Annotated in this window: 11 protein-coding genes; 9 read left to right on the top strand and 2 right to left on the bottom strand. The window is 66.5% G+C overall.

The window, feature by feature from the left end; translation table 11 throughout:
* Positions 1-150 precede the first annotated feature (150 nt).
* The 9 genes from AC2ITM_RS05170 (at position 151) to urtE (ending at position 10793) form a co-directional block, all read left to right on the top strand.
* Positions 151-1578: a circularly permuted type 2 ATP-grasp protein gene (locus AC2ITM_RS05170; RefSeq protein WP_486468757.1), complete on the top strand. Its 1428-nt coding sequence runs from the start codon at positions 151-153 to the stop codon at positions 1576-1578.
* A gap of 5 nt (positions 1579-1583) precedes the next feature.
* Positions 1584-2519, top strand: a complete 936-nt coding sequence (locus AC2ITM_RS05175; RefSeq protein ID WP_486468758.1) for an alpha-E domain-containing protein — start codon at positions 1584-1586, stop codon at positions 2517-2519.
* Positions 2520-2523: 4 nt separating this feature from the next.
* Positions 2524-3327, top strand: a complete 804-nt coding sequence (locus AC2ITM_RS05180; protein WP_486468759.1) for a transglutaminase family protein — start codon at positions 2524-2526, stop codon at positions 3325-3327.
* Positions 3328-3376: 49 nt separating this feature from the next.
* Positions 3377-4123, top strand: a complete 747-nt coding sequence (locus AC2ITM_RS05185; RefSeq protein ID WP_486468760.1) for a proteasome-type protease — start codon at positions 3377-3379, stop codon at positions 4121-4123.
* Positions 4124-4724: 601 nt separating this feature from the next.
* A complete protein-coding gene (gene urtA, locus AC2ITM_RS05190; protein ID WP_486468761.1) occupies positions 4725-6008 on the top strand; it encodes an urea ABC transporter substrate-binding protein in 1284 nt (427 codons plus the stop codon).
* A gap of 72 nt (positions 6009-6080) precedes the next feature.
* Positions 6081-8033, top strand: coding sequence for an urea ABC transporter permease subunit UrtB (urtB, locus tag AC2ITM_RS05195; RefSeq protein WP_486468762.1), 1953 nt, complete (start codon positions 6081-6083; stop codon positions 8031-8033).
* 163 nt (positions 8034-8196) lie between these two features.
* A complete protein-coding gene (urtC, locus tag AC2ITM_RS05200; RefSeq protein ID WP_486468763.1) occupies positions 8197-9357 on the top strand; it encodes an urea ABC transporter permease subunit UrtC in 1161 nt (386 codons plus the stop codon).
* On the top strand, positions 9354-10094 hold the full coding sequence (urtD, locus tag AC2ITM_RS05205) for an urea ABC transporter ATP-binding protein UrtD (protein ID WP_486468764.1): 741 nt from the start codon (positions 9354-9356) through the stop codon (positions 10092-10094). The genes urtC and urtD overlap by 4 nt, the downstream gene beginning before the upstream one ends.
* Positions 10095-10097: 3 nt before the next feature.
* Positions 10098-10793: an urea ABC transporter ATP-binding subunit UrtE gene (urtE, locus tag AC2ITM_RS05210; RefSeq protein WP_486468765.1), complete on the top strand. Its 696-nt coding sequence runs from the start codon at positions 10098-10100 to the stop codon at positions 10791-10793.
* A 104-nt stretch (positions 10794-10897) separates the two neighbouring features.
* On the opposite strand, the gene AC2ITM_RS05215 is transcribed toward urtE, so the two are convergent.
* Together AC2ITM_RS05215 and dtd are read right to left on the bottom strand one after the other, a co-directional pair.
* A complete protein-coding gene (locus AC2ITM_RS05215) occupies positions 10898-11950 on the bottom strand; it encodes an FUSC family protein (RefSeq protein ID WP_486468766.1) in 1053 nt (350 codons plus the stop codon).
* Positions 11951-12002: 52 nt separating this feature from the next.
* Positions 12003-12440, bottom strand: coding sequence for a D-aminoacyl-tRNA deacylase (gene dtd / locus AC2ITM_RS05220; RefSeq protein WP_486468767.1), 438 nt, complete (start codon positions 12438-12440; stop codon positions 12003-12005).
* Positions 12441-12454: the final 14 nt, after the last annotated feature.

The following is a 12454-nucleotide window of genomic DNA, read 5'->3' on the forward strand; positions in this document are numbered from 1 at the left end:
GGCTGACCGGTTGATCAAAAAATGGGCATTTGCCCGGAAAAGAGACCGCATACCCTGCGGAAGACGGGGGGGTGGCCTCGCACAAGCAGGACGCCTCTGTAACCTTCGGGAGGCGGATGCCACAGGTTGGGGGGAACTCAGAGGGTGGACATGACTGATCGAAAGTTCTTCGACGAGATGATGCTGGAGGGAGGCGATCCCCGGCACCCTTATTCCGGATATGCCGAATGGTTCTCCGGGGAAGATCCCAAGGCGCTTCTGAAGAAATCCGCCGAGGCCGAAGCCTTCTTCCGCCGCATCGGGATCACCTTCAACGTCTACGGCCAGAAGGAGGCGCAGGAGCGCCTGATCCCCTTCGACATCGTGCCGCGGATCATCGCCGCCAAGGAATGGCGGACGCTGGAGAAGGGCATCGAGCAGCGCGTGCGCGCGCTGAACGCCTTCCTGGCCGATATCTACAACAAGCAGGAAATCCTGAAGGCGGGCCGCCTGCCGGAACACATCATTTCCCAGAACGAGGCCTTCCTGCCGCAGATGATCGGGATGATGCCGCCGGGCGGCGTCTATACCCATATCGTCGGCACCGACCTGGTGCGCACCGGCGAGAACGAATTCTACGTGCTGGAAGACAACGCCCGCACGCCCTCTGGCGTCAGCTACATGCTGGAAAACCGGGAAACCATGCTGCACATGTTCCCGGAACTGTTCACCCGGATGAAGGTGCGGCCGGTGTCGTCCTATCCGGCCGAACTGCGCCGGTCGCTGTCGGAATGCGCACCGCCGAATTTCGACGGGGTCAAGCCCACGGTCGCGGTGCTGACGCCCGGCATCCACAACTCGGCCTATTTCGAGCACAGCTTCCTGGCCGATCAGATGGGCGCCGAGCTGGTCGAGGCGGGCGATCTGAAGGTGGTCGACGGCAAGGTGCAGATGCGCACCACCAAGGGCTACAAGGCCATCGACGTGGTCTATCGCCGGGTCGATGACGCCTATCTGGATCCGCTGACCTTCAACCCCGAAAGCATGCTGGGCGTGCCGGGGATCATGGATGTCTACCGCGCCGGCAACATCACCATCGCCAATGCGCCCGGCACCGGCATCGCCGACGACAAGGCGCTGTATTCCTACATGCCCGACATCGTGGAATTCTACACCGGCGAAAAGGCGATCCTGCAGAACGTGCCGACCTGGCGCTGCTCGGAAGCGGAAAGCCTGTCCTATGTGCTTGATCACCTGTCGGAACTGGTGGTCAAGGAGGTGCATGGCTCGGGCGGTTACGGGATGCTGGTGGGGCCTGCGGCCTCGAAAAAGGAACTGTCGGCCTTCGCGGCCAAGCTGAAGGCCAAGCCCGACAACTATGTCGCGCAGCCGACGCTGGCGCTGTCGACCGTGCCGATCATGACCAAGAAGGGCCTGGCGCCGCGCCATGTGGACCTGCGGCCCTTCGTGCTGGTCAGCCCGAACCGCGTGCACATCACCGCGGGCGGCCTGACGCGGGTGGCGCTGAAGGAGGGCTCGCTGGTGGTGAACTCTTCCCAGGGCGGCGGAACGAAAGATACCTGGGTACTGGGGGACTGAAGACCATGCTTGGACGGACGGCCGGCGGCCTTTTCTGGATGTTCCGCTACCTGGAGCGGAGCGAGAACACGGCACGCCTTCTGGACACCGGGCTGAGGATCGCCCTCACCGGTGCGCAGGCGAATGAAAGCGAATGGGAAAGCATCGCCACCACGGCGGGGGTGCGCACCGCCTACCTGGAGAAATACGACACTTTCGACCAGGCCAATGTGACGAACTACCTGCTGCGCGACCTCGACAATGCCTCTTCGGTGCTTTCGTGCATCGAGGCGGCGCGCTCGAACGCGCGGATGGTGCGCACGGCGCTGTCGTCCGAGGTCTGGGAGGCCGTGAACGAGGCCTGGATGACCCTGAAGGAAGAGCTGAAGCGCCCGGTCTCGGTCAAGAACCTGGCCGAGGTGATCAGCTCGATCCGGCAGCATTCCAGCCTGGTGCGCGGCGCGCTGCACGGCACGATGCTGAGGAACGACATCTTCGATTTCTGCCGCCTCGGCACCTTCATCGAACGGGCCGACAACACGGCGCGGATCCTTGATGTGAAGTACTACGTGCTGCTGCCTTCGGCCGCCTATGTGGGCAGTTCGATGGACAACATGCAGTGGGAAACCATCCTGCGCTCGGTCTCGGCCTTCCGCAGCTTCCGCTGGCTGAACGAGGGCGACGCCACGCCCAAGTCGATCGCGGATTTCCTGATCCTGGACAAGCGGATGCCGCGCAGCCTGGCGTTCTGCTACGCCAAGATCGCCGGCAACCTCAGCTTCCTGTCGGAAGGCGAGGCGCTGCCCTGCGTGGGGCTGGCCGAACAGATCAATGCCCGGCTGAACGGGCGCAACATCGACGATATCTTCGACGAGGGCCTGCACGAGTTCCTGAAATCCGCCATCGGTGACACCGGGCGGCTGGCGGCGCAGATCCAGGAAGACTTCCGGTTCTACGGGTGACGACATGCGGCTGAAGATCACGCACAAGACGACCTACAGCTATGACCGGCCGGTGCATTACGCGCTGCTGCAACTGCGGCTGAGCCCGCGGACCTCCTGCGGGCAGACGGTGCTATCGTGGTCCAGCACGGTCGAGGGCGGCTCGGTGCAATGCGGCTACCTCGATCATTTCCGCAACAGCGTGCAGCTGGTGCAGATGGACGAGGGCGCCGAGGCGCTGCACATCACCTCGGAAGGTGAGGTCGAGGTCGAGAACCTGAACGGCGTCATCGGCAAGGGCGAGGGGGTGGCGCCGCTGTGGCTGTACCGCGCGGCCACCCCCGTGACCACCGCGGGCCCGGTGATCCGCAAGCTGGCGGGCGGGCTGAAGAAGAAGGTCGAGGCCAATCCGCTGGACGGCGTGCACCAGCTGTCGGGCGCCGTGGCCGAGGCCGTCGCCTACACCAAGGGCGCGACCCATGCCGCCACCACCGCCGAGGACGCGGCCCAGGCGGGGCAGGGCGTCTGTCAGGACCAGGCCCATGTGATGATCGCCGCGGCGCGTCACCTGGGGCTGCCGGCGCGCTATGTCTCGGGCTATCTGCTGCTGGAGGGCACCACCGAGCAGGAGGCCAGCCATGGCTGGGCCGAGGTCTGGATCGACGCCCTGGGCTGGGTGGGTTTCGACGTGGCGAACGCGGTCTGCCCGGACGAACGCTATGTCCGGCTGGCTGTCGGCCGCGACTATGCCGAGGCCGCCCCCGTGCACGGCCTGCGCCAGGGCGAGGCGCAAGAAGAGCTTTGCGTTTCGCTGCAAGTTCAGCAATAGACTGCCGCGGTCCCGCGCCGGGACGAGTCTTAAGCGGAGCGCGAGCAGGATGACGTATTGTGTGGGGATGCAGCTGGACCGCGGCATCATCTTCATGTCCGACACCCGGACCAACGCGGGTGTCGACAACATCTCGACCTTCCGCAAGATGTTCCACTTTGAGGTCCCGGGCGAGCGCTGCCTGACGCTGATGACGGCCGGCAACCTGGCCACCACCCAGGCGGTGGTCAGCGTGCTGCAGGAGCGCTCGAAATCCGCCGATCAGCGCAGCCCCGACATCGAGCACCTGCCGACGATGTTCCAGATCGCCCGGCTGGTCGGCCAGACCCTGCGCGAGGTCATCGCCGAACACGAAGGCAGCGGCCCCACCGCCAGTTCCGCCTTCAACGCGACGATCCTGCTGGGCGGCCAGATCAAGGGCGGCGCGCCGCGGCTGTTCCTGATCTACCCGGAAGGCAATTTCATCGAGGCGGGCACCGACACCCCCTATTTCCAGATCGGCGAAACCAAGTACGGCCGCCCGATCCTGGTGCGCGCCTACGATCCCTCGATGCGCTTCGAGGAGGCGATGAAGCTGCTGCTGGTGTCCTTCGATTCGACGATCAAGGCCAACCTGTCGGTGGCGCTGCCGCTGGATTTCCACATCTACGAGGCCGACAGCCTGTCGATGGGCCGCACCGGCCGCATCCATGCCGAAGACCCCTATTTCCAGGAGATCTCCTCGGGCTGGGGCGTGGCGCTGCGCGAGGCCTTCGCGGGCCTGCCGGACTTCCGCTTCGACGACCACCAGGGCTAGGGCGCACCGCAGGGCGTCTGGGGACAGGCCGCGCCTTCTGGCACCGGAGACCCCTGGGGCGCCAGGCCCCGATGGGCAAAGGCGACAACCGGCGTGCTGCACGGGGCCATTATGCGCCCTTGCCCCCGGCAGGCGGCGCTTTATGCCCTATCCTGTCTGATTGGCCGACCGTTTCAGGTTTTCATTTCAGCCGGTTGTTTGATTCTGCCCGGCACCGTGGCGGTCGGGCGGCCGCGGGACCAAGCCCCGACTGGCGCGATCACGCGGGTGTCACCGCCGCGTTCTTCTTTCGCTTAAGAGTTGATCAACCTTTTCGGGAAACGCCCTGTATACCGGCATCCCCTGCAGGTTGATCCGAAAATCGTACCCGACCCTTGCCGTAACGGTAGGCAGTCTGCGCAACAGCGGCTTTGCTGAGGTGCACCCGGTCAACCGGGGCAAGAGGGAAGGTGCGGCGGCTCCGTTCTGGCGGTTCGGGCACCACCGCACCAAACGCAACTGTAAAGCTGCTGGGGACGACAGTCGGGGAGGAGATGCGGCCTGTAAAGGCCCGACCCTTCACGTTTTCTCGATGCAGCGACATGGAAGGGACAACCACCATATGTCGCAATTTCTGAACAAGCTGCTGGGGGCCGGGGTGGCCACGCTGGTGCTGACGGGCGGCGCCTGGGCCGAGGGGGACACCATCAAGGTGGGCGTGCTGCATTCGCTGTCGGGCACGATGGCGATCTCGGAAACCACGCTGAAGGACACTGTCCTGATGCTGATCGACCAGCAGAACGCCAAGGGCGGGGTCAACGGCAAGATGCTGGAAGCGGTCGTGGTCGATCCGGCGTCCGACTGGCCGCTGTTCGCGGAAAAGGCGCGGGAACTGCTGACGGTCTCGAAGGTCGATGTGATGTTCGGCTGCTGGACCTCGGTGTCGCGCAAATCCGTGCTGCCGGTCATCGAGGAACTGAACGGCCTGCTGTTCTACCCGGTGCAATACGAGGGCGAGGAATCCTCGTACAACGTCTTCTACACCGGCGCCGCACCGAACCAGCAGGCGATCCCGGCGACGGATTACTTCCTGGATGAGCTGGGCGTGCAGAAATTCGCGCTGCTGGGCACCGACTACGTCTATCCCCGCACCACCAACAACATCCTCGAGGCCTATCTGAAGGACAAGGGCATCGCGCAGGAAGACATCTTCGTCAACTACACCCCCTTCGGCCATTCCGACTGGTCCAAGATCGTCTCGGACGTGAAGGCGCTTGGCGCGGACGGCAAGAAGGTGGGCGTCATTTCCACCATCAACGGCGATGCCAATATCGGCTTCTACAAGGAACTGGCGGCGCAGGGCGTGTCGGCCGATGACATCCCCGTCGTCGCGTTCTCCGTCGGCGAAGAGGAGCTTTCGGGCCTCGATACCTCGAACCTGGTGGGGCACCTGGCGGCCTGGAACTATTTCGAAAGCGCCGACACCCCGGCGAATGCCGCCTTCATCAAGGAATGGAAGGCCCGGATGGGTGAAAACCGCGTCACCAACGACCCGATGGAGGCCACCTATATCGGCTTCAACATGTGGGTGAACGCGGTCGAGCAGGCCAAGACCACCGATGTGGACACGGTCATCAAGACCATGGTCGGCCAGGAATTCCCGAACCTGACCGGCGGCACCGCCACCATGCTGCCGAACCACCACCTGACCAAGCCGGTGCTGATCGGAGAGATCAAGGCGGATGGCCAGTTTGACATCATCTCGGAAACCGATCCGGTACCGGGCGATGCCTGGACGGACTACCTGCCGGAATCCGCGGTGCTGAAATCCGACTGGCCGGGCCTCGACTGCGGCATGTACAACACCCAGACCAATACCTGCGTGCAGAAGAAGTCGAACTACTGATCCTTGCGATCTCCGGCGGGGCAGGGATGCCCCGCCACCGGTCCGCGTCCTCTTCTTCCGCCACGGGGTTTCATGCTGATACGCCTTCTCGCGGCGCTGGCCTGCCTGCTGCTGCCGCCCGCGCTTCATGCCCAGCAGGGCCCGATGCAGAGCGTGCTGCAGGCGCAGGCGCCGCTGCTGCTGCAAAGTTCCCGCAAGACGATCCAGCCGGCGATCGACGCCATTGCCGCATCGGGCCTGCCGCAGGTGCCACAGGTCCTGTCGACCTGGGCCGCGCGCGAGATGTGGCAAAGGACCTCGGACGGGCTGTTCTTCCGCGCCGAACCGGCGGCGGGCGGGCAGTACGACCTGATCGATTTCGACACCGGCCAGCGCGTGGCGACGCTGCCCCGCGACCAGCTGACCCAGCTGAAGCCCAACACCGGCATCCAGGCGCTGATCGGCGCGGCGCTGGTGCGCTTCCAGCTGTCGGACCCCGATCCCGCGGTGCGCAGGGCGGCGCTCGATGCCATCGACCGCGCCGCCGAACCGGGTCACCTCGCGCCCCTGCGCGCCTCGCTGGGCGATGAACCCGATCCCGCCCTGCGCGCCCGCAAGCTGCGCCTGCTGACCCTGCTGACCATCCGCTTCGCCGAGGACCCCCAGACCCGCGTGGCCGCGATCCGCAGCGTTGCGGGCGATACCGGCGTCGATGTGCGCGCGGCGCTGAACCCTCTGCTGGCCACCACCCGCCATGCCGCCCCGGCGCTGCCCGAAGGCGCCAATATCGCCGCCCGACTGACGCCGGGCAGCGATGCCCTGCCGCGCGACGCCGCCTATGACCTGCTGGTCGCGGCCCATCTGGCGCCGCCCCGCCTGACCCCCCAGACCCTGCGCGACACCCTTGCCGCCCATATCGAGCAGGGCCAGGTCGGCGGCGTGCCGCTGCACCAGCTCTCGGATCCCGCGGCCCGCGCGCGCGCCCATGCGGCGCTGGTGCAGGCGGGCCTGGCCCCCGCCGCCGCCGACCCGGACCAGATCGACCAGGCCCTGGCCGCCCATGCCTTCTGGGACCAGTACACCGAACCCTCTGCCGCCGTCACCGATGCCGCCCGCGCGGCCCTGGCCCGCACCGGCCGGATCGTCGGGCTGATGCAGGCGCTCGATCTGTCGCTTGATGCGCTGTCGCTGGGCTCGATCTACTTCCTGGCGGCGATCGGCCTGGCGATCACCTTCGGCGTCATGGGGGTGATAAACATGGCCCATGGCGAATTCATCATGATGGGCGCCTATACCGGCTATGTCGTCCAGCAGCTGATCCCCGATTACACCGTCTCGATTCTGGTGGCGATCCCGCTCGCTTTCCTCGTCACCTTCGCGGCCGGCATCGCGATGGAGCGCCTGGTCATCCGCCACCTCTACGCCCGGCCGCTGGAAACGCTGCTTGCCACCTTCGGCATCTCGATCGCCCTGCAGCAGATCGCCAAGACGATCTTCGGCACCCAGGCCCGGCCCCTCACCGCGCCCGCCTGGCTCGACGGTTCCTGGGTGCTCAACGACATCGTCGGCATCTCCTACATCCGCATCGCCATCTTCGGCCTGGCGCTGCTGTTCCTGGGCTTCTTCCTGCTGCTGATGAAGCACACCCGCCTCGGCCTCGAAACCCGCGCCGTCACCCAGAACCCCCGGATGGCGGCCTCGATGGGGATCAACCCCGACCGGGTCAACATGCTGACCTTCGGCCTCGGCTCCGGCATCGCGGGCATCGCCGGCGTCGCCATCGGACTCTACGCCCAGGTCACCTCGGAAATCGGCCAGCAGTACATCGTCCAAAGCTTCATGACCGTGGTGGTGGGCGGCGTCGGCAACATCTGGGGCGCGCTCCTTGGCGCCGCGATGATCGGCACGCTGCAAAAGGGGATCGAGTGGTTCAACCCCTCCAACACCCTCGCCGCCCAGACCTACATGATCATCTTCATCATCATCTTCATCCAGTTCCGGCCGCGGGGCATCATCGCCCTCAGGGGCCGCGCCGCAGGAGACTGAGCCATGATCCCCAAGGGCACCCCCGCCAATCTCGACCGCCGCCCCGTGCCGCCCCCTCCGGGAGCCCCCGCATGACCCATTTTCTTGTTCCAAATACCTCGGGGGAATCGGCGCAGCCGATGGGGGCAGAGCCCCCCATCCCCCCCGCCACCGGATCGCCGGCATGACCCGCAGCCTCTTCGCCCGCCACCCCTCGATCCTCCTCTTCCTGGCCTGCCTCGCGGTCTTCACCCTGGGCGTGACGATGCTGGCGCCGGTGACCGGCAGCGGCCTCGTCTCGACCTCCTTCGTCAAGACGCTGGGCAAGACGCTGTGCCTGTGCCTGGCGGCCCTCGCCATGGATCTGGTCTGGGGCTACTGCGGGATCCTGTCGCTTGGCCATTTCGCCTTCTTCGGCCTCGGAGGCTACATGATCGGCATGTGGCTGATGTATGCCCGCACGCAGATCATCGTCGTCGAAAGCCTCTCGAACGCGCCGATCCCGCCCACCCCGGCCGAGATCCGCGACGCCATCGGCAGCCAGATCTTCGGCGTCGTCGGATCGTCGGATTTTCCGCCCGTCTGGGCCTTTGCCCACAGCCTGACGGCGCAGCTGATCCTGGTGCTGCTGGTGCCGGGGCTGCTGGCGCTGGTCTTCGGCTGGCTGGCGTTCCGCTCGCGCGTCACCGGCGTGTATCTCTCGATCCTGACCCAGGCGATGACGCTGGCGCTCTCGCTCTATCTCTTCCAGAACGAAAGCGGGCTGCGCGGCAACAACGGTCTCTCGGGGCTGCAGAACCTGCCCGGGGTCGGTGCCTCGCAGGATCTGGTGTCGCTGTGGTTCCTCTGGGGCTCGGCGCTGGCTCTGGCGATGGGCTATGTGCTCTGCGCCTGGGTGGTCTCGGGCAAGTTCGGCTCGGTGGTGCGCGGCATCCGCGACGACGAGGCCCGCGTGCGCTTCCTGGGCTACCCGGTCGAGGGCTACAAGCTGTTCGTCTTCACCTTCAGCGCGCTGCTCGCCGCCGTCGCGGGGGCGCTTTACTACCCTCAGGCGGGCATCATCAACCCCGGTGAAATGGCGCCCATCGCCTCGATCTACCTGGCGGTCTGGGTGGCGATCGGCGGGCGCGGCAGGCTCTATGGGGCGGTGATCGGCGCGGCCGTCGTCAGCCTTGTCTCGACCTGGTTCACCGGCGGGCTGGTGCCGCCGCTGCGCCTCGGGGGGTATACGCTGAACTGGGTCGACTGGTGGCAGGTGCTGCTGGGCCTCAGCTTCGTGCTGGTGACGCTGCTGGCGCCCCGGGGCATCGGGGGCCTGTTCGACCTGCGCCGGGGCCGCCCATGAGCGCGCTTCTGGAGGTTTCCGGCGTCTCGGTCAGCTTCGACGGCTTCCGCGCCATCAACAACCTGTCGTTCCAGATCGGCCCGGCCGAGCTGCGCGCCATCATCGGTCCGAACGGTGCTGGCAAGACCACCTTCATGGATATCGTCACCGGCAAGACCCGCCCCGACGCGGGCCGGGTCCTCTGGGGGGAAAGATCGGTCAACCTGCTGAAGCTGCGCGAGGCGCAGATCGCCCGGGCGGGGCTTGGCCGCAAGTTCCAGAAACCCACCGTCTTCGAAACCCAGTCGGTACACGACAACCTGCTGATGGCGCTGAAGAACCCGCGTGGCGCCTTCGCCTGCCTCTTCTACCGTCCAACACGGGCCGACCGCACCCGCGTCGCCGAACTGGCCGCCGAGGTGGGCCTGGGCGACGCGCTGGCACGCATCGCCGGAGAGCTGTCGCATGGCCAGAAGCAATGGCTTGAGATCGCGATGCTGCTGGCGCAGGAGCCGCGGCTGATGCTGATCGACGAACCCGCCGCCGGCATGACGCTGGCCGAGCGGGAACACACGACCGCCCTGCTGGTGGGGCTGGCAAAGACCCGCGCGGTGGTTGTGGTCGAGCATGACATGGACTTTGTCCGGCGCCTGGGCTGCAAGGTCACGGTGCTGCACGAGGGGTCGGTGCTGGCCGAGGGGTCGCTGGATCATGTCACCGCCGATCCGAAGGTCATCGAGGTTTACCTGGGGCGCTGAGAGATGCTGGAAATCAAGGGTCTGACCCTGCATTACGGACAAAGCCAGATCCTGCACGGGATCGACCTGCAGGCGCGCAAGGGCGAGGTGACCTGCATCATGGGCACCAACGGGGTGGGCAAGACCTCGCTTCTGAAGGCGATCTCGGGGACGCATCCGCGATCCGGCGGCGAGATGCGGCTGGATGGCGAGGACCTGGGCCGGTTGCCGGCGCATCTGCTGGCCAGAAAGGGCGTGGGCTACGTGCCGCAGGGGCGGATGATCTTTCCGCTGCTGAGCGTGCAGGAGAACATGGAGACCGCCTATGCCTGCCTGCCCCGGTCCGAGCATCACATCCCCGACGAGATCTATGAACTGTTCCCGATCCTGAGGGACTTCCTGCACCGGCGGGGGGGCGATCTGTCGGGGGGCCAACAGCAGCAGCTGGCGATTGCGCGGGCGATGCTGACCAAGCCGAAGCTCTTGCTGCTGGACGAGCCGACGGAGGGCATCCAGCCCAACATCATCCAGCAGATCGGCCGGGTGATCGAATATCTGCGGGATCGGGGCGACATGGCGATCGTGCTGGTCGAGCAGTATTTCGACTTTGCCTATGCGCTGGCGGACCGGTTCTGCGTGATGCGGCGGGGCCGGGTGACGGCGGCAGGTGACAAGGCCGGGATCAGCCGGGCGGCGCTGATGGCAGAGGTATCGGTCTGAGCGACGGCCTTGGGAGGCGGTGAAGAAGGGGGGGCGCTGCCCCCATCGCGCGTGCCGCGCGATTCCCCCGGAGTATTTATGGTCAGATGACAGGGAACGGGGCGCTATTCCTTCGGGTCGGGGGGATGGGGGCGGGCGTTGGCGTGAAAGAGCGGTGCGAGGCGGCCCACCATCCAGCTGACCGCGAAGGCGAGGCCCCCGCCAAGGGCTGTGGCATAGAGGCGGGTTTCGGCGTTCTCGACCAGGCCTCCGGTGGCCATCGAGATCATCAGGATCAGCGTCGCCGTCAGGAAGGCGATGAAGTAGCGGAACTGCTGGCCGTTCACCAGGGCGGTGGCCATGGCCGACAGCACGAAGAGCGCGTACCAGGTGATCTGGCTTGGTGGCAGGATCAGCATGGCGAGCGTCGGCAGGGCGCAGCCGACCAGCGTCCAGAGCGAGCGCATGAGGACGCGGCTGAGGGTCTCCATGTAGTCGGGGCGCAGTGCCAGGACCGCCGCCATCGGCGCCCAATAGGCGCGCTGCAGGCCAAGGGCCGTGGCGGCGAAATACGAAAGCGCCACCGTCAGCGCCGAGATGAACGCCAGTCGCAGGAGCATCGCCCGGCCCGGGTTTGACAGCACCGCGCGGGCATCGAGCAGCGTGGCGCGCGGCTCGCGGGCGCTGATCGGCCGGCGCAGGAGCCGCGGCAGGTCGAGGATCATGACCATGAAGCCCGCCCCCGCCAGCGCCAGCCCCGCCGCGCCCAGCGGATCGTCGATGCGTCCCGACAGCAGGCCGCCGATGCCGAAGAAGACGAAGCTTTGCACGCTGACCCACCAGAGCCCCCGGTGTGTCAGCGTCAGCGACCCGATGCCTGCCGCCGCCAGCACCAGGCAGGGCATCAGCAGCGTCATGTCGGTGCCCGGCAGCGCGATGCCCGCGGCCCAGTAGCCCGTCAGCAGGCCGAAGGACTTACCCATGAGGTCGATGCCGACGATCGGCCAGCGCCGCCCGGCCAGTTCCCACCGGGCACCGGTCGAGGTGGCGAAGGCTGCGCCGAACATCGGCAGGCGCTGGGCGGCCGACAGGCCAAGCGCCTGGTCAAGCGCGATCAGCAGCGCCAGGGCCAGGCCCACCCGCAGGGCCAGGCCGATGTTGAGGGAAGCAAGGGTCATGCGGTTTTCCGGTCTGGTGTGGCAGATCGGCCGTTGGCCGGATGGCGAGGGCTCAGGCTTCGATCCAGATGGTGACCGGGCCGTCGTTGGTGAGGGAGACCTTCATGTCGGCGCCGAAGCGGCCGGTCTGGGTCGGGATGCCCTCGGCGGCGAGGGCCGTGGCGAAGGTCTCATAAAGGGCGCGGCCCTCTTCGGGGCGGGCGGCGGCGGAAAAGCCGGGGCGATTGCCGCGGCTGGTGTCGGCGGCCAGGGTGAACTGGCTGATCACCAGGGCGCTGCCGCCGATGTCGCGGACCGAGAGGTTCATCTTGTCGGCCTCGTCGCGGAAGATACGCTGCTTGGCGATGCGCTGTGCCAGTTTCTGCGCGTTTTCTGGGCCATCGCCCTGCATGGCGCAGACCAGGATCATCAGGCCTTGGCCGCACTGGCCGATCAGCTCTCCGTCGACCCGGACCTCGGCCCCGGTCACCCTTTGCAGCAAGGCGCGCATCTTCTGTCCTTTCC

Source organism: Pseudooceanicola sp. NS-SX9, assembly GCF_057380705.1.